This window comes from Actinoplanes sp. G11-F43, from assembly GCF_050589265.1.
Taxonomy (GTDB): domain Bacteria; phylum Actinomycetota; class Actinomycetes; order Mycobacteriales; family Micromonosporaceae; genus Actinoplanes.
This window is the reverse complement of the sequence record NZ_JBNZCE010000020.1, coordinates 125888-144363: the sequence shown is the minus strand read 5'-3', so window position 1 is coordinate 144363 and position 18476 is coordinate 125888. Positions and strand designations below refer to the sequence as shown.

Sequence of the window (18476 nt, the reverse complement as noted above, 5' to 3'; positions counted from 1 at the left end):
GATGACCAGCACGATCCTCCGCACCGACTTCGAGAAGTCCGTCGCGAACTACTGGAACACCAACCAGAACGACCCGGTGAACCTGCGCCTCGGCGAGGTCGACGATCTCTACCACCACCACTACGGGGTCGGCCCGTACGACCCGTCGGTCCTGGACGGCCCCGCCGAGACCCGCGAGAAGCGCCTCATCGCCGAGTTGCACCGTCTCGAATCCGCCCAGGCCGACCTGCTGCTCGACCACCTGGGACCGATTCAGCCCACCGACATGATCCTCGACGGCGGCTCCGGCCGGGGTGGCACCAGCATCATGGCCAACAAGCGTTTCGGCTGCGAGGTGGACGGCGTCTCGATCTCCGAATACCAGGTCGGCTTCGCCAACGAGCAGGCCGCCCGCCGCGGCATCAGCGACCGGGTCCGCTTCCACTTCCGCAACATGCTGGACACGAAGCTGGAGTCCGACAGCCGCCAGGCGATCTGGACCAACGAGACCACCATGTATGTCGACCTGCAGAAACTGTTCGGCGAATTCTCCCGCCTGCTCAAGTTCGGCGGCCGCTACGTCTGCATCACCGGCTGCGCCAACGACCTGGCCGGCCGCCGCTCCAAGGCAGTCAGCAAGATCAACGAGCACTACACGTGCGACATCCACCCGCGCAGCGACTACTTCAAAGCCCTGGCCGCCAACAACCTGGTCCCGATCAACGTGGTCGACCTGACCGAGGCGACCATCCCGTACTGGCAGCTCCGCGCCGAATCCGAGGTCGCCACCGGCATCGAGGAGGCCTTCCTGACCGCCTACCAGGAGGGCAGCTTCCACTACCTCCTCATCGCCGCAGACCGAATCTGATCACCGCCCCCGGGCGCGTCTCTCCCCGCGCCCGGGCCACCCATTTTTCGGTACGCCCGACGAATAGCCCCGCATCGACCACGCGAGGCCGCCGCCACCCCGGACCGACCCGCGACCGCCGGGCCGAATGCGGTGGTCACCGAAAATCGCGGTGGTCACCGAAGCCTCTCCAGACCTCCCGCCCCGCCGAACTCCGACCTCTCAGCGACCTCCCAGCGGCCTTCTGGCGACTCCCAGCAGCTTTACCAGCGGCCCTCTGACGACTCGGCGGCTTTACCAGCAGCCCTCCGGCCACTCCCAGCAGCTTTACCAGCGGCCCTCTGACGACTCAGCGGCTTTACCAGCGGACCTCCGGCCGGCCAACCACCGATTCCGAGCCCTACTTCCCGGCGGCCGCCCCGCGCAAGGCCGACTCCTCGCGCGAATGTCCGTTTCCCGCCCTGCCCTGGCCAGATCTCGCGGGATTCACCACCGGAAAGAGTCTTGTTCTCACCTGCCTGATCACTTGCGGTCAATCCCTGGCGCGGGCAACCCGTCCAGCCGAGATCTTGGAGGATTTACCACCTTATTCGGTGGTAAATCCTCCAAGATCTGCCAGGGCGGGGGCCGGATGGCGGACACTCGCGCGGGGAATTGACCGGGGCGGGCCGGCAGCCCAGAAGAAGCCTCGAAACGGTAGTGAGTCGACCAAGATCCGGCGATGGCAGGCGCCCAAACATGAACGGCCTCTGCTTGCTCGTCGAGATGACCACTGCTCTGGGATCGTCGCGATGATCACCGATCTGGGAATGGCCGCTCAAGGCGTTGCTATCTGGCCAGCTTTTGGACGGAGATGCTGCCAACCGAGCCGCGGGCGCCCCGCCAGTGTGGTGATCTCCGGTGCTGGACGCACCGCAAGTCTCCACGCGAACCTGGGCTCGGGGCCGAGCGCGGCGACCGAAGTCCCACAGCGGACAGGCGGGCGGCAGGAGGGGCACCGGACAGGCGGGCGGCAGGAGGGGCGCCGGGCCAGCCTCAGGGAGCGGGCCGGCCTGGGGAACGTGCTGACCTGGGGGAACGGGCCAGCCTGAGGGAACGGGCCAGCCTGAGAGAGCGGGCCGACCCGGGGAACGTGCTGACCTGGGGGAACGGGCCGATCTGGGGGAACGGGCCGGCCTGAAGCCGCAAGCAGGCCTGATGGCTAGCCGGCCTGAAGCCGCTAGCCGGCCTGAGGCTGTGGGGTTGGTGGGGTCAGGGCTTCAGCAAGGGGGACGCTGTGGCTCGGGCGTCGGCGGTCCACGGGACCGGGCGCATCGTGGACGGGTCCAGGCGGACGTTGACCCGGCGGCCGTCGGCGTGGATCACCGTGCCGTCCGGGGAGGTCACCCGGAAGCGGTAGTCGGCGCTGGTGGTGCCCAGTTTCTCCAGCCAGAAGTGGACCGCGATGTCGCCGATGCGGGTCACCGGGACGTGGAAGGTGATGCCGTATTCGCGGACCACGTTGAACGCGTCGGGGGACGTCGGCTTGCCGCCGGTGAAGGTCACGCCCCGGGCGGCCCACCATTTGCCGACGGCGCGTTCGACGAGGACCGCGTAGCGGGAGTTGTGCAGCACGCCCATGGCGTCGAGGTCGTCGAAGTGGACGGGGGTGTGCACCACGTCGCCGTACGTGACGTCGGGTGTGGTGGTGGCGGTGGTGCTCATGGCTGCTCCGGGAGGATCGTCGGGTCGGTGGTGACGGCGCGCAGGTGGTCGTGCAGGGCACGGCGCGCGTGCCGGTAGGTGGTCTCGGGGCCGAGGACCGGCGCCTGCATGACGGCGCAGACGCCGAGGGCCTCGGTCTGGTAGGCGAGCACTCCGGCGTCGGTGCCGGGGCGCAGTTCGCCGCGGGTGACCGCTTCGGTGGCCAGGCCGGTGAGGAAGGTCATCCAGTCGGTCTGCTCGGTGGCCAGCCGGTCGCGGATGACGCCGGGGCGGGCGTTGAACTCGAAGTGCGCGTTGGCGAAGAAGCAGCCGCCGGGCAGCACTCGTGCCTCGTAGAAGGCGAGCCGGCTCAGGTGCACCGCCCACAGCCGGCGCACCCCGGCCGGGGCGGTGAGGGCGGGGCGGATGACCCGCTCGGTCCACTGGGTGCGGGCCTGGTCGATGACGGCGAGTTGCAGGGCCTCCTTGGAACGCCAGTGCGCGAACAGGCCGGACTTGCTGACCCCGAGCGCGTCGGCGACCTGGCTGAGCGACAGCCCGTCGAGCCCGGACACGGTGGCGAGCGGGAGAGCCTGCTCGAGGACCGCGCCACGGGTGCGTTCGCCGCGGATCAGTCTGCCGTCCCGGGTCATGGCACGAACCTACAAAACGACCGACCGTTCGTAAATATAGTCCCCGTCACATCAAGCCAAAGAATCACTCTTACCAGCGCTTATGTACGCCACCCCGGCCTCATAGGGTCAGCGGTATGCCCGGGACTCTGCCCATCGGCCCGCTCGAGACGATGTCGATCGCCGGAGTGGCGGTGCCGTCATACGTGGTCCCGTTCGACAGGTCCGGCGCCTCGATGGCGCCGCTCACCGAACGGGACCTGGTCCGTGCCGCCGCGGACGCCACCGACGTGTACGTGTTCTCCCACGGGTGGAACAACGACTGGGACGGCGCGCTGCGGTTCTACCGGAACTTCATGACCGAGTTCGGCCGGGTCGTCACCCGGCACGGGCCGGTCCGGCCGGGGGCACGTCCGCTGTTCGTGGGGATCTTCTGGCCGAGCATCGCGATGCCCGAGCACGAGGGGCCGTCGATGGCCGCCGACATGACGGACCGGCCGGACACGGCGGGCTTGGAGGCGCTGGCCGACGAGGTCGGCGGGGATCGGGCCGAGCTGTACGCGCTGGCCCAGGAGCCGAGCCTGAGTGGTGACCGGGCGCGGCGGTTCGCCGAGTTGTTACGGCCGCTCTACCGGCGTACCGACGCGGATCTGGAAGATCCTGATCCGGACGATGATCCGGAGGCGATCCTGCGGCTCTGGCGTGAGCTGCGGGAACAGCTCGACGCCGAGGAGTCCGGGCCGGAGATCATCAGCGGGCCGGGCGGCGGAGGCGCCGTGGCGAGCGGTGCCGGGCCGACCGCGGCCGGGCTGCCCGGGTTCCTCGATCCGCGCAACATCATCCGTCTCGGCACGGTCCTGCTGATGAAGGACCGCGCCGGTACGGTCGGCGCGCACGGTGTGAACCGGCTGCTGGCCGCGCTACTCGGCGGAAGCGGTGCGCGGGTGCACCTGGTCGGTCACTCGTACGGCTGCCGGGTCGTTCTCTCCGGACTCTGCGGCGGACCACTCCCCCGGCCGGTACGGTCGGTGCTGCTGCTCCAGCCCGCGCTCTCCTACCTGGCCTTCGCCGGGAGACTGCCGGGCTCCGGCGCGCCCGGCGGCTACCGTCCCGCCCTGGCCCGCTGCGAACTGCCCGTCGTCGTCACCTGGACCCGGAGGGACGTACCGTTGCGCCAGCTGTTCCACCTGGCCGTGCGCCGGGCCGGTGACGCCGGCGACCGGAACATCGGGGCGGCCGGCCTGGAGACCCCGCCCAGCAGGTTCGCCGCGATGGGCGGCTGGGGCCCGCAGGCCGCCCCGGGCGTGCTGAACGTGCCGATCCGCCGCCCGGCCGACGGCCGCTACCAGCTGACCGGCCCGGAGATCCTGGCACTGGAGAGTCATCCGGTCATCACCGGGCACAGCGACATCATCCAGGAGGCCACCGCGTGGGCCCTCTACAACCTGGCCTCGGCCTGACGCCGTGACCGAGCCGTGGAGCCGGTCCGGGCTGACCGTGCTGCGGATCGGGTACCGGGACCGGCCCGGCCCACCCCGAGTGCGCTGCGAGTTGAGCCGCTCCGGCCGTGGCCCGCGGTGGCGGTGGGACTTCCCGGCGCGGCAGATCGGCCTGCCGGTCGACGGAGGTCGCGCGACACCGAACTTCGGGCGGCCGCGCGGGTTCCGGCCGATCGTGGACTGGATCCGGGCCTCCCGGGCCGGCGGCGATCAGGCGCTCTGGCTGGACCTGTCCGAGGAGCATCCGTTACTGCCGGCCATCGACTGGGAGTACGGCCTGCGCCGGCTGGGGATTCCGGTCCTCCGGCTGCCGGCCCACACCACCGCACCGGCCTGGGCACCCCGGAACCCTCGGGTGGCGCTGTGGGTGACCATGCCCCGGGCCAAGACGTCCTTCCCGGCCCAGGACATGGTCCGCACCGCCGTCCTCGCGATGGGTATGCCGACGGAGGTCCACGTCTTCACCGACGCGGGCCTCGTCGGCGGGATGCGGGACCGGTTCGGTGATCACCTCACCGTCCACGAGCCGGTCGACCGCCCGTGGCTGGACTGGATCACCGGAGCCCTCGGCCGGCGCAGCGCCGACGTTCTGCACCTGATCGGGCACGGCTACCTGGGCCCCGACCAGGGGGCCTTCGCCACCGCCGAGTCGCCGGTCAGCAACTTCGACACGGCCAGTGCCCGCTTCATCTGGCCTCGGCAGCTCGAGACGGCGATGACCGCCATCGGTGCTGGCGCCCTGATCGGCACCGCCGTCCGCGCCAACTACTCGGTCGCCGGTCTACGGTTGCTCTGCCATCGGATCGCCACCATCCGGTCCGCGGCCACCGTCCTTCACCGTGCCGTCTCTCCGGCCGACGATCTTCTCACCGCCTACCAGCTGTTACTCGGCCCGCCGGCTCCTTTCCCGGTACGCACCACCAGGCTGTCGACGCGCGTTCACCCCGAACGGTTCGGGCCGATGCTGGGGCCGGCCGGTGGCTTCCCGTGGCCGGACTACGAGTCGACCGGGCTGGTGGACTCCGGCGCCGGGGTGGACGACGGCGGGCTGGCCGGAGCCCAGCGGCAGATCCGCGAACTGGAGGCACAACTGGCCGCCGGCCCACCCGACGCCCGGGCCGGGCTGGCGATCGTGAAGAGCAGGCTGGACGCGTTGCTCCGGGCGACCGGCGGGCCGGGATGAACGTGGAGATCGAGTTCACCGCGGTGCTGGACGCCGACGGGATGATCACTTTCGGGCTGGCCGGTTCGGGGGTGTCGCGGGTCTGGCGGTGCGCGGCGGACGAGCAGGCGGTCATCGACGCGCTGGACCGGGTGCCGTGGGGGCCGCAGCCGGCGGGCGCCGCCGAGACGGTACACGCGGTCGGGACACTGCTGCGCGGCAAGCTGGCGACGGCTGATCCGGTCCGGCACGCGCTGACCGAGGCGTTCGCCGGGGCCGCGGGCATCGGCGGGGTACGGGCGGTGCGGTTCGTGATCGGGGATCCGGCGGTCGAGGCGGTGCCGTTCGAGACGCTCTGGGACGAGCCGCTGCGAATGTTCCCCGGGCTGGACCCGCGCTGGACCATCGCCCGGTCGCCAGCCGGCGCCGTCGAGCCGCCCGGCCCGTTCACGATGACCCGGGCGGTGCGCCTGGTGGCGATCCTGGCCGCCGAGGGTGAGGACGGCGGGCCGCAGTTGGAGGCGCTGCGCGCGGCGGTCGCCGGGCATCCGGGACTGCCGGTCGAGGCGACCGTGATCACCAGCAGTTTCGCGATGAAGGCGAAGCTGGACGAGGAGGCCGCGCCGGGCTGGACGGCCGAGCTGGTGCCGGCGAGCGCGGCGGCGCTGATCGAACGGCTCCGGATGTTGCGCCCGCAGCTGTTGCACATCTTCTGTCACGGCACCGCCGCCGGGCCCCGGCTGCTGATCTCGCAGCAGGAACTGGCCACCCTCGAACTCACCGCCGGCCACCTCGCCGAACTCGCCCGCCCGGCCGGTCTGGCCCCCTGGCTGACCACGCTGAACTGCTGCGAGAGCGCGGCGCCCGGCGAGACGCTGGGGTCGATCGCGGCGGCGGTCGTACGGTCCGGTCTCCCGGCCGCCCTGGGCATGCGCCGGCCGGTGAGTGTGGACATGGCCGGCGAGTTCTGCGCCGATCTGTACCACGCGGTCGTGGACCGGCTGGCCACCGTCGCCGGGACCGGCCGGACGCCGGCCGAACTGGACTGGGCGCGGGTGCTGACCGGCCCGCGCAGCGCGCTGTGCACCCGGATCGGCGCGGTCCGGGACGTGGCCGGCCGGCAGCGGGAGTGGACCCTGCCGGTGCTCTACCTGGCCGCCGGTGCGATGAGGATCCGGGGCCGGCCGACCGGTGACCTGGATGACGCGGCGGTGGACGCGCAGGTGGCGGCGCTGTCGTTCGTCGACGGCCTGGAGCGGGCCGGGAATCTGCTGCCCGGGATGGCCGGCGAGATGCGCCGGCCGTCGCTGGATCTGCTGTATCCGGAAGGACGACCGTGATCGTCAGCGGGAACGCGTGGCGGGGATCGCCGGCCGAGGCGCCGTTCGGGGCGGTGGCGCACCGCTGGGGCATGGGCGAGGTGGCCCGGCCGATCCGGCCGGCCGCCCCGCCGCTCGCCGACCCGTGGGACTGGCGGCATCCCGGCGTCGGCTGGGGGCTGGTGCTGCCGGACACCGACGTGGGCACCAGCGCCGACCGGGCGGCGGCCCGGGACGCCCCGGAGTGCCTGCGGCAGCTGGTCGCCGATCGGGGGCCGGCGCCGGTGCTGCGCTGGCGGCCGGACGAGCCGGGGGTGCTGCTGCGCTACTACGCCGGGTTCGGCGAGCCGGAGCACATCCCGATCGGTGGCACACCGCGCGGGGTGGCGCCCGGTGCGATCCCGGTCTTCCTGATGCTGTGGGGTGATCCGGCGGTGCTGCCGTGGTCGCTGCAGTACACGCTCGGTGTCGACCCGCGGCTGCGGCCGGGCCGGTTGCCGCTGGCCGGGGACGCCCTGGAGCGCTACGTCCGGCTGCTCGGCACCGCGTGGGCGGCTCCGGCGCCGGGGCGGGCCGAGGTGGTGATGTGGTCGACCGCGCACTCCCCCACCGACATCACCGACCTGATGCGGCGGGTGATCGCCGAACCGGCCCATCAGCGGTACGGCGCCGACCCGGATGTCGGGGTGACCTACCACCGGGGTCCGGCGGCCACCGGAGCGGTGCTGGCCACCGCACTCGCCGAGGGGCGGCCGGACCTGGTGGTGACCACGAGCCACGGGTTCGCCGGGCCGGTGGGCGCGCCGGACCGGGAGCGGCTGGGCTGGCTGGTCGACGGCGACCACACCGAGATCGATCCGGCGGTCCTGTTGCGGGGCTGGCAGCCGGACGGGGCGGTCTGGTACGCGCACGCCTGCTGCGGGGCCGGGGCCGACGCGCGGACCTCGTTCGCCGGGGTGTTCGAGCCGGGTTCGGCACTGGACCGGATGGTCACCGAGGTGGCCGGGCTGGGTGGGCTGGTGGCGCCGTTCCCGGTGGCGCTGCTGTCCGCGGCCCGGCCGGCGCGGGCGTTCGTCGGGCACGTCGAGCCGACCTTCGACTGGACGCTGCGGGACGAGCCGACCCGGCACGCGCTGACCGGGGACCTGATTCCGGCCCTCTACGACGAGCTGCTGCTGGGGCGGCCGGTGGGCTGGGCGTTCCGGGACTATCAGCTGCGGGCCGGGGCGGAGGCCGCCGCCCACCACGACCTGCGGCCCCGGGTGCTGGCCGGGCAGGCGCACCCGGACGACGCGCTGCGGGCCCGGCTGCGGTTCCTGGACCGGCGGGCGCTGGTGGTGCTGGGCGATCCAGCGGTGGCCCTGCCGAGAACGGCTGATCCGGCGGTGGCTCTGCCGGAAGCCGGCTGATCCGGCGGTGGCCCGGCCCGAAGCGGGCTGGCCCGAAGCGGGGCGGTAGGGCGTCTCCCCGCGCTCACGCCCGGCGGTCGCGGCCCGGTCCGGGCCCATCGCCGGCCTCGCGCGGACTCACGAGGGCTGTTCGCCGACCGTACGAAATGGAATTGTTCTTGTCATGGTGAAACTCGGCATCAGCCTGCCGCAATTCCGTCATTTCACGCCCGGCGCGGACGTCGTCGCCGCGGCCCGGGCGATGGAGGAGATCGGCTACGACAGTCTGTGGGTGTTCGAGCGGGTGCTCGTCCCCGAGGACCAGAGCGGTCCGCACGGGCTCTACGGGGTTCCCGGCCTGGCCTGGCCGGACCGCTACAGCGGGGTGACCGACGCGCTGGTCACCCTGTCGATGGCGGCCGCCGTGACGGACCGGATCGAACTGGGCACCGGCGTCCTGGTGGTGCCGCTGCACCTGCCGATGCGGCTGGCCCGGCAGCTCGCCACCCTGGACGCGGCCAGCGGCGGCCGGGTGCTCGCCGGGCTGGGCACCGGCTGGTCCCCGGACGAGTTCGCGGCCACCGGCGCCGTCCCGCTGACCGGGCGCGGCCGGGCCCTGGACGACTTCCTGGACATCGCCGCCGCGGTGTGGGGGCCGGATCCGGTGGGTTTCGCGACCTCCCGCTACCGGGTCGGCGCCGCGGAGATCGGGCCCAAACCGGCCCGCCGCATCCCGGTGCTGCTCGGCGGCGCCGGCAAGAAGGCCCTGGCCCGGGTGGCCCGGCGCGGCGACGGCTGGCTGGCCAGCGCCACCACGCCGGACATGGTGCGGCGCAAGCTGGCGCACATCCGCCGGCTGGCCGAGGAGGCCGGCCGCGATCCGGCGACGGTGAGCTGCACGGTGCAGATCGGCACCATGGACCTGACCACGTCGGCCGAGACCCCGCGCCCGCCGTACGCCGGTGACGTCACCCAGCTGGCCGGCGACGTGGTGGCGCTGGCCGAGGCGGGCGCCGACCACGTCTACATCACGCTGCCCGCCGCCACCGACTCGGTGAAGGAGCTGATCGACCGGGCCGCCGAGTTCCATCAGCGGGTACGCGCGAACCTCTAGGCTCCGTGTGGCGGATCGGGTGGGAGCGAGGCGCGGTCCGCCACACAGAGCCTGGTAGGTGAACCGCCCCACCAGGCCCGCCCCGTTCCCGCCGGATTCCCGGTTCTCCCGGCGCCGGGGAGGGTTCGGACGTGTCGTGCGCCCCGGAGGCCGACGGCCCGGCTGTCCTGACCCGCCGGTGCCGGATTCCCCCCACCGTGCGTGGCATTGCCCGCGGACTACCGGGCGTGGTTGAGTGACCGGGGGTGGTTCCGTTGTCCTCTGAGGTCTCCCGCCGGCTCGGCAACCCATGGGCGCCCGGCACCTTTCTCGGCAGCCTTCCGGCCGAGGTGGCCACGGCGCTGGTCCACTCCAGTGTGAAGCGCACGTTCGAGGCCGGGCGTGCCCTGCTGCGCGAGGGCACCACCGCCGACACCCATGTGTTCCTGCTGCTGAACGGGTTCGTCAAGGCGACCACCGCGGTCGACGGGGTGGAGACGGTGCTGGGCATCCGGGCGCCGGGCGAGGTGGTCGGGGAGATCGGCGCACTGACCGGCAATCCGCGCAACGCGACGGTGACGGCGTGCGCGCCGATGACGGCGGGGCAGATCAGCCGGGGCGACTTCGAGGCGTTCCTGCGGCAGCGGCAGGACGCGGCGGCGCTGATCACCGCGGCGGTGGCCCGGCAGTTGCGGTGGGCGAACCGGCGGCGGGTGGACATCGCGGCCTTTCCGGCGTATGTCCGGCTGGCCCGGTTGCTGATCGAGGTGGCCGAGGTGTGTGGCCGGCTGCGCTCGGACGGCGGCATCGAGATGGTGGTGCCGCTGAGCCAGCCGGACCTGGCCGCGATGATCGCCGCGGCGCAGGCCACCGTCGAGAAGGCGTTGCGCGAGTTGCGGGATCAGGGGCTGATCGAGACCGGGTACCGGCAGCTGCTGATCACCGATCCGGTCCGGCTGCGGGCCGTCGCCGAGCTGTGACCGTTTTTTCGGCGCCGATCCCGTACCAGTAGGCGATCCGCCGGACGGCGCCCGGCCACGATCGGACGATGGATGACGTCGTCCGGTGAGGCACTTACGTTGATCACTGTCGCAGGCCACAATCGTCAGTCCACTCTCGACCCGGAACCTGCGGGCGGGGCGAGCGTTGGACACATCGAGAGAACGCGACGGGAGGCCGGCGTGAGCGACCGCATCGTCGGCCGTACCGAGGAGCTGAAGGTCATCCGCACCGCGCTGGAGGAGACCAAGGCCGGCCGGGGCGGCTGCCACGTGTTCTTCGGCCGGCCCGGGATCGGCAAGTCGCGCCTGCTGCTGGCGGCCGGTGACCACGCCGACCGGCTGGACGTGGCGGTGGCCGCGCGGGAGGCGTTCCGGCACGACCGGACGGCCCCGCTGGTGACCCTGGCCGGGGCGTTGCGCGCGTGCAGCCCGCCGACCGCCGAGTTCGCCTGGCTGTCCGGTCTGGACGACGAGCCGGCCGGCAACTACGCGAAGATCCACCGGCTGCGGGACTCCCTGGAACGGTTCGCCGCGGTCCGCCCGCTGCTGATCGTGATCGACGACGCGCACTGGATGGACGAGCTGAGCGCCCTGGCGGTGCGCGAGCTGGTGCCGGCGCTGGAGTCGTTCCCGGTGCGGTGGCTGCTGGCCAGCCGCACCGAGCGGGCCGACACCCCGGGCCGGCAGACCCTGGACTGGCTGTCGCACCGGATCACCCCGACGCACCTGGACGTGCTGGACGGCGACGCGGTACGCCGGCTGTGCGAGCAGCGGATCGGCGCGCGGGTGGACGACACCGTGCTGGCCCTGGTGGAGGGCTGCGGCGGCTATCCGCTGCGGATCGAGCAGCTGATCGGTGCGCTGACCGCGACCCGGCAGATCATCGTGGCGGACGGGATCGCCACCGTGGTCGGCGACGACCTGCCGTCCAGTTTCGTCACCACGGTCCGGGAGATCGTCGGCAGTCTGTCACCGGACGCGCAGTGGCTGCTGCGGGCCACGTCGGTGCTGGACGGCCCGATCGACCTGGAGTCGGCGGCCCGGCTGATGGGTGGCCTCGATCCGGCCGGGCTGTTCGGGCTGGTCGACGAGGCGGTCACCTGCGGCCTGCTGGTCGAGGACCACACCGGCCTGGTGTTCCGGCACGCTCAGGTGCATCAGGCGGTGCAGAGCACGCTGAGCCCCTCCCAGGCCCGGCACCTGCACGGCCGGGCCGCGGTGCTGGCCCGGGAACAGAACCGGCCGGCCGCGCAGATCGCCGGTCACCTGCTGCGCAGCGGCCGGATCGGGGCCGGGGCGGCGGTCGGCCTGCTGCGCGACACCGCCGCCGAGATGGCGGCGACGGCTCCGGCGGCGGCCGCCGATCTGATGCTGCAGGCGTGCGCGGCGATCGGCGAGCACGACCCGCAGCGCCCGGCGCTGGTCGCCGACACGGTCGGGGCGCTGGCCTCGGCCGGGCGGCTGGCCACGGCGACCGAACTGGGCCGGGCGGCGCTGCGCGGCGACCTGGACCCGGCGGTCCGGGCCACCATCCGGTTCGGGCTGGCCACCGCGTTCCGGCACGCTGGGCGCAACGACGAGGCCGCCGACCAGGCTGACGCGGGCCTGGCCGATCCGGCGGCGCCCCGGGAGGTCCGCGCCCACCTGCACGCGATCCGCGCGCACGCCCTGGTCCACCTGGACGATCCGGCGACCGCCGACGAGTCCGGCGCCACCGCCGTCGCCCTGGGCCGGGAGATCGCGCCGGCGGCCGCGGTGTCCGGGCTGACCGCGCGCAGCCTGATCGCACAGGCCGAGGGCCGGCTGGCGGACGCGCTCGGCCACGCCGAGGAGGCCACCGGGCTGGCCGGGCGGGCCGGCACCACCGGGCCGCACCGGATCCGGCTGGCCGGCGCGCTGACCGCGCTGGGCCGGTTCGACGAGGCGGACCGGGCTCTGGACCGGGGGCACCGGGAGTGCGCGGTCTGGGCGCAGCCGCTCTGGCACCACTACCGGTCGGTGCTGCTGACCGCCCGCGGCCGGCTGGACGACGCGGCGGCCGAGGCCGAGGCCGGGGTCACCCAGGCCGAGCAGTACTCCACCTTTCAGCCGGTGATCCCGCTGCTCGGCACCCTGATCCGGCTGGCGGTGCTGCGCGGGGATCTGGATCAGGGCCGCTACCTGCTGTTCCGGATCCGGGAGCTGACCGCCGCCGGGGTCACCGGCCGGCCCGAGGACGTGGTCTGGGCGGAGGCGTCGCTGCTGGCCGCCGAGGGTGACCCGGTGACCGCGTTCCGGCTGATGCGCGGCGTCTACGACTCGTTCGTGGTGCGGCCCGCGCTGCTGGTCCGGGAGCCGGAGGCGGCGGCGGTGCTGGTGCGGCTCGCCCGGACCGCCGGGGACGGCGCCCGCGCCGAGGCGGTGGCCTCCGCGGCGTCCCGGCTGGCCTGCGCCAACCCGGATTCGTGGGCGGCGGCCGGGGCGGCCGACCACGCCGCCGGGACGCTCACCAAGGATCCGGCCCGGCTGCGGGCCGCGGTGCGGGGTTTCCGGCTCAGTCACCGCCCGGTGGCCCTGGCCAGCGCGCTGGCGGACGCCGCCGGGCAGGCCTGGGACGCCGGCGACCGGGAGACCGCGCGGGAGTGGTACGAGGAGGCGCTGGTGCTGGCCATCGGGGCCGGCGCGCACGGGGTGCACCGGCGGCTGCGGGACGGCCTGGGCGGCCGGCTCGGCGCGGTGACCACCACCCGGCCGGCCGAGGAGGCGCCGGTGCTGCCCACGCTGTCCCCGGCGGAGCGGCCGGTGGCGCTGCTGGTCGCCCAGGGCATGACCAACATCGCGGTGGCCCGCCGGCTCAACCTGTCCCCGCACACGGTGGACAGTCACCTGCGGAAGGTGTTCCAGAAGCTGGAGATCCGCAGCCGGGTGGAGCTGGCCGCCCTGGTGGCGCGGGAGGGCCGGGACTGATGGCGGGATCACGTGATGTGCCGCCACGGCATGTTCCCCCAGCATGACCGGTACATGCTGGGGAGGGACGAGGGATGATCGACACCGATGCGCCGGTCCTGGTGGTCGGCGCCGGGCCGACGGGTGCCGTGCTGGCTCTCGAACTGGCCCGGCACGGCGTACCGAGTCTGGTCGTCGAACGCTCCTCGCGCCCGCCACGGCACTCCGGACCGGATCTGATCGGCGGCACCGCGGCCGGGATACTGGAGCGTCTCGGGGTGGCCGGCCGGGTGCTGGCCGGTGGGGTCGACGCGGGCGCCCGCGGCCGGGTCGAGTGGAGCCGTGCGGTGGGCGGCCCGCCGGTGGTCACCATGCCGTCGCCGCTGGCCGGTCAGGTGACCGGGATCGGCCTGGTCACCCGGCTGCGGGCGGTGCTGCGGGACCATCCGCTGATCGATCTGCGGGAGGGCTGGACGTTCACCGGGTCACGGCACACCGGGGGGCGTACGGTCGCGACCGTCCTGAATTCGGCCACCGGCACCCGGCACGACCTGCCGGTGGGGCACCTGGCCGGTTGTGACGGCGCCCGGAGCACGGTGCGGCGCTGCCTGGGGGTGCCGCTGGAGGACACCATCACCACCGGGCAGTACTGCTCGGTGGACTTCCGCAGCGACGCGCTGGACCGGCGGTTCCCCCGCTCGTCGATGATCATGGCGGACGGGATCTCGCTGGTCCGGTGCACCGGACCCGGGATGTGGACCGGCCATCTGCTGCTGGACCGCGACTCCAGCGAGGAGGCCGACCCGGCCGGGGTGCTGCACAGCCGGCTGCCGGCCGCGCTCGCCGCCTCCCAGGTGCTGGGCGTGGTCCAGTGGCACGACCCGCTCGGGGTGGCGCGGGTGTACGGCCGGGGCACCACCTATCTGGCCGGCCAGTCCGCGCACCCGCTGCACCCGCCGAGCGCGCTCGTCGACACCTGCCTGGCCGACGCCGCCGACCTGGGCGGACGGCTGGCCGCGGCGGTCAACGGCGGGCCCGGCCCACTGGACGGCTACCAGCGGGACCGGCGGCCACACGCGGTCCGGGACCGGGAGCGGCTGTCCCGCGCGCTGGACCGGCACCACCGGTTCGCCGCGCTGGCCGCCACCGGCGCCTCCCCCGAGCAACTGGCCGGCGTGCTGCGGGACCGGCCGCAGGATCACGTGAACACGTGATGCGGTCCCGGGGGCGTTCCGGACAGGCTCGTTCCTGCGCTGAATCCCATCGATAAGGACTGAGGACGATGACGACGGCATTCGCGGACCTGGACGGGACAGTCGTGGGTGGCTGGGTGCGGCGGCTCGCCGGCAACACCTCGACCCGCCGCAACCACTGGAACACCAAGACGACGTACTACCGGGCGGCCGCGACGGTCCTGAACGCCGGGCCCCACTCGGACGTCAACTGGAAGACGATCGTCGCCGCCGCCGAACCGCGCGGCTGCCGCAGCACCTTCTACGAGGTGGCCGGGGCACACGCCCGGCACCGGATGATCGACGACCTGATCGGTGACGGCCGGTCCGAGTCGCTGCAGATCGCGCTGCGCTACCTGCGCACCGACCCGGTCGAGCAGCTGATCGACGAGGCGAAGGTGTGGTCGTTCTGGCCGCACCGGCAGCGGCTCACCCAGCGGCTGACCGCGTCGATGTCCCTCGCCGACCTGGAGGGCGAGCTGTTCACCGAGGTGACGGCGTGGGCCCGGCGCAGCCCGGCACTGGCCCTGGCGGTCGGGTACGCCCCACCCGCCTGCGCGGTCGAGGATCTCACCGTCGTGCACGGCCGGCGGCTGTCCGGGGTGCAGGCGGCCGACCGGCTGGCCGAGGTGGTCCGCGCGAACCTTTAGATTCGCGCCGGTGAAGCCGAATGGCCTGCCGTGACCGGAAGCGCAGGATCGGAACGGGCGGAGCCGCGCGGGTGGTGGGGCCGGTGGCTGGCGAGCCGTGCCGTGGCGCGGGCGGCGATCGCCGGCACCGCCGTCGGCATCACCATCCTGGCGGCCTCGGCGGTGTTCGCCTCCACGGTCACCGCCGACGCCACCCGTGAGGTGCGCCGGACCCAGCAGACCACCAAGGTCCTCAACGACATCTCGGTACGGATCAACGCCCAGGACGCCGCGCTGCGCGAATACCTGGCCACCGGTGGCACCAAGTACCGCAGCGACCAGCTCGCCGCGACCCTCGACTCGGCCCGCGCCGACCTCGACTGGCTGCAGGCCAACAACGCCGTCGACCAGGTGGAACTGGACGCGATCCGGGGCGCGTACGCCAACTACAGCCGGATCGTCGTGGAGATCATGACGCAGACCGAGCGTGGTGCGAGCGTGCAGGGGTACGCCGAACTGGCCTCGCTGACCTTCGCCCCGCTGCGCGACGAGGTGCTCGACAACGTGCACATCAGCCAGCAGTCCCTGGCCGACTACCTGGAGGGGGTCGACGACCGTACGGTCCTGGTCCGTACCGTGGCCGAACTGATGATCCCGGTGGTGGTGCTGCTGTTCGCGGTGTGCGCGTTCGTGCTCGTCGGCTACCAGCGCCGGGCCGAACGGCAGGCCGAGCGGCGGCTGCACGAGGCCACCCACGACCCGCTGACCGGGCTCGGCAACCGGACCATGTTCCAGGACCGGCTGGCCGCCGCGGTGCGCCAGGGCGAGGCCTCCGGCGAGCCGTTCAGTCTGCTGCTGATCGATCTGGACCGGTTCAAGGAGGTCAACGACACGCTCGGGCACGCCGCCGGTGACGAGCTGCTGTGCGAGGTCGCCGAGCGGCTGTCCCGGACCTGCCGGACCGGGGACACCGTGGTCCGGCTCGGCGGTGACGAGTTCGCCGTGGTGCTGCCGTCGACCCCGGAGCGGGCCGCCGCCCTGGAGGCCGGGCACCGGGTGCTGGAGACGCTGCGCCGGCCGATCGAGTTGAGCGGGCTGATGGTCGACATCGACGCCAGCATCGGGGTGTCGATGTACCCGGAGGACGGCAGCGGCACCTCCGAGCTGCTGCAGCACGCCGACGTCGCGATGTACGCGGCCAAGCGCCGCAAGGACGGGGTGGTCGGCTACGACCCGTCGATGGACGGCGGTGACGCGGGCCGGCTCAGCCTGCAGAGCGAGCTGCGGCAGGGTGTCGAACGCGGCGAACTGGTGGTCTTCTACCAGCCGAAGGTCGACCTGGCCAGCCGCCGGCCGTGCGGCGCCGAGGCGCTGGTCCGCTGGCAGCACCCGGAGCGGGGGCTGCTCGGCCCGGACACGTTCATCCCGATGGCCGAGGAGAGCGGCCTGATCGACCTGGTCACCGCCGAGGTGCTGGAGCAGGCCCTGGACCAGATCGCCCGGTGGGTGCGGCTCGGCCACCAGCTGCCGGTGTCGGTGAACATCCCGGCCCGGTCGCTGGCCGACGGCGCGTTCCCGGAGACCGTCATGGCCGCGCTCGACCGGCACGGGGTGCGTCCCGGCCTGCTCACCCTGGAGATCACCGAGAGCGCGATGATCGGCGACACCACGCGCGCCTCCGAGGTGCTGCAGGAACTGCGGGCGTACGGCGTGAACATCTCGATCGACGACTTCGGCACCGGCTACTCGTCGATCGCGAACCTGCGGGACATGCCCCCGCACGAACTCAAGATCGACCGCAGTTTCGTGATGCGGATGAGCGCGAACTCCCGCGACGAGACCATCGTGCGCGCCGTCGTCGACCTGGCCAAGAACCTGCACCTGCGGGTGGTCGCCGAAGGCGTCGAGGACGAGAACGCGATGCGGGCGCTCAGCGAACTCGGCTGCCACGAGGCGCAGGGGTACCACATCAGCCGCCCGCTGCCGGCCGCCGAACTCACCGTCTGGCTGTCCCGGTACGCGACGTCCGGTCTGGCGATTAGCGCCGCCTGAACCCGCACCCTTCGATTACCGTGGGTGAGGTGGATCGACGGTGGGTGCTGACGTCCGCCGGTGCGGTCACGCTGGGCCTGGTGACCGGGTGCGGTGCGAAGAGCCGCTCCGGCGGTACCGACGGCGCGACCACCGTGCAGCTCGCCGAGCCGGTCAAGGCGAACAGCCCGATGGTGGTGGCCGAGAAGTACTTCGCCGACCAGGTCGCGGCACTCACCGGCGGCCTGATCACCGTCGAGGTCAAACCCGGCGGGGTGCTCGGCGACGACAACCGGGTCACCGAGATGGTCCGGACCGGCCAGGTCGCGTTCTGCAAGACCCTGATGGCCAACCTGACCGCGTACGACAAACGGCTCGGTGTGGTCAATCTGCCGTACGTGTTCCGCGGCGAGGGTGGTTGCCTGGAGGCGATGAGCGGCGAGCTGGGCCGGCGCTGCGCCAGCATCCTCGAGGAGCACGGCCTGACCGTGCTGGCCTACTTCTACGGCGGCGACCGCAACGTCTACAACCGGCTGCGCCCGGTCTACACCCCCGCCGACCTGAAGGGCATGCGGATCCGGGTGCCGCAGAACATCGTGTCGATCGACATGGTGAACGCGCTCGGCGCCGACGCGGTACCGCTGGCCACCAACGACATCGCCTCGGCGCTGGAACAGAAACTGGTCGACGCCGCCGAGAACAGCGCCGTCTTCTACGCCACCGAACAGCACGTCGAGTTCGCGCCGCACTTCTCCTGGACCCGGCACCAGCAGACGGTCGACGTGCTGATGGCCAGCCGCACCTGGCTGTCGAAGCTGCCGAAGGCGACCCGGGACGCGATCGTGCAGGCCGGCGTACTCACCCGGGAGGAGCAGCTGCGCCTCTGGACCAAGGCCACCTTCGACCAGGTGTCGGCGGCGGAGGGGCAGGGCGCGCTGACCAACGAGGTCGACTCGACCGCCTTCCGCAAGGCTCTGGCCCCGATGCTGCGCGAACACCGCGGCACCTTCGGCGACCTGGCCAGTCTCCTGCCCGAGCTGAGCTGACGGCCGGACC

Annotated in this window: 14 protein-coding genes; 12 read left to right on the top strand and 2 right to left on the bottom strand. The window is 73.0% G+C overall.

Features of this window, described 5'->3' with window-relative positions:
- The first annotated feature begins 1 nt into the window (after window position 1).
- Window positions 2–847: a geranyl diphosphate 2-C-methyltransferase gene (locus ACQ0O7_RS24695; protein ID WP_430784700.1), complete on the top strand. Its 846-nt coding sequence runs from the start codon at window positions 2–4 to the stop codon at window positions 845–847.
- Window positions 848–2077: 1230 nt separating this feature from the next.
- Here the strand turns inward: ACQ0O7_RS24695 and ACQ0O7_RS24690 are convergent.
- The gene (locus tag ACQ0O7_RS24690; protein ID WP_430784698.1) at window positions 2078–2530 is read right to left on the bottom strand and encodes an acyl-CoA thioesterase; all 453 of its coding nucleotides are present in this window, start codon (window positions 2528–2530) and stop codon (window positions 2078–2080) included.
- The gene (locus ACQ0O7_RS24685) at window positions 2527–3162 is read right to left on the bottom strand and encodes a TetR family transcriptional regulator C-terminal domain-containing protein (protein ID WP_430784696.1); all 636 of its coding nucleotides are present in this window, start codon (window positions 3160–3162) and stop codon (window positions 2527–2529) included. The genes ACQ0O7_RS24690 and ACQ0O7_RS24685 overlap by 4 nt, the downstream gene beginning before the upstream one ends.
- A 116-nt stretch (window positions 3163–3278) precedes the next feature.
- Here ACQ0O7_RS24685 and ACQ0O7_RS24680 point away from each other — a divergent pair, with 116 nt between their 5' ends.
- The 11 genes from ACQ0O7_RS24680 (at window position 3279) to dctP (ending at window position 18466) form a co-directional block, all read left to right on the top strand.
- On the top strand, window positions 3279–4601 hold the full coding sequence (locus ACQ0O7_RS24680; protein ID WP_430784694.1) for an alpha/beta fold hydrolase: 1323 nt from the start codon (window positions 3279–3281) through the stop codon (window positions 4599–4601).
- 4 nt (window positions 4602–4605) lie between these two features.
- Complete coding sequence (locus ACQ0O7_RS24675) at window positions 4606–5823, top strand: hypothetical protein (RefSeq protein ID WP_430784692.1); 1218 nt, start codon at window positions 4606–4608, stop codon at window positions 5821–5823.
- A complete protein-coding gene (locus ACQ0O7_RS24670) occupies window positions 5820–7142 on the top strand; it encodes a CHAT domain-containing protein (RefSeq protein WP_430784690.1) in 1323 nt (440 codons plus the stop codon). Before ACQ0O7_RS24675 ends, ACQ0O7_RS24670 begins: the two co-directional genes overlap by 4 nt.
- Complete coding sequence (locus ACQ0O7_RS24665) at window positions 7139–8530, top strand: hypothetical protein (RefSeq protein ID WP_430784688.1); 1392 nt, start codon at window positions 7139–7141, stop codon at window positions 8528–8530. Before ACQ0O7_RS24670 ends, ACQ0O7_RS24665 begins: the two co-directional genes overlap by 4 nt.
- Window positions 8531–8693: 163 nt before the next feature.
- Window positions 8694–9623, top strand: a complete 930-nt coding sequence (locus ACQ0O7_RS24660; protein ID WP_430784686.1) for a TIGR03619 family F420-dependent LLM class oxidoreductase — start codon at window positions 8694–8696, stop codon at window positions 9621–9623.
- A gap of 254 nt (window positions 9624–9877) precedes the next feature.
- Complete coding sequence (locus ACQ0O7_RS24655) at window positions 9878–10582, top strand: Crp/Fnr family transcriptional regulator (protein ID WP_430784684.1); 705 nt, start codon at window positions 9878–9880, stop codon at window positions 10580–10582.
- A gap of 201 nt (window positions 10583–10783) precedes the next feature.
- A complete protein-coding gene (locus tag ACQ0O7_RS24650; protein ID WP_430784682.1) occupies window positions 10784–13549 on the top strand; it encodes an AAA family ATPase in 2766 nt (921 codons plus the stop codon).
- A 74-nt stretch (window positions 13550–13623) separates the two neighbouring features.
- Window positions 13624–14742 (top strand): FAD-dependent monooxygenase, encoded by a 1119-nt coding sequence (locus tag ACQ0O7_RS24645; protein ID WP_430784680.1) that lies wholly within the window; start codon window positions 13624–13626, stop codon window positions 14740–14742.
- 68 nt (window positions 14743–14810) lie between these two features.
- Complete coding sequence (locus ACQ0O7_RS24640) at window positions 14811–15410, top strand: hypothetical protein (protein WP_430784678.1); 600 nt, start codon at window positions 14811–14813, stop codon at window positions 15408–15410.
- Window positions 15411–15440: 30 nt separating this feature from the next.
- Entirely contained in the window at window positions 15441–17441 is a 2001-nt protein-coding gene (locus ACQ0O7_RS24635; RefSeq protein ID WP_430784676.1) for a putative bifunctional diguanylate cyclase/phosphodiesterase, read from the top strand.
- A gap of 29 nt (window positions 17442–17470) precedes the next feature.
- The gene (gene dctP / locus ACQ0O7_RS24630) at window positions 17471–18466 is read left to right on the top strand and encodes a TRAP transporter substrate-binding protein DctP (RefSeq protein WP_430784674.1); all 996 of its coding nucleotides are present in this window, start codon (window positions 17471–17473) and stop codon (window positions 18464–18466) included.
- Window positions 18467–18476: the final 10 nt, after the last annotated feature.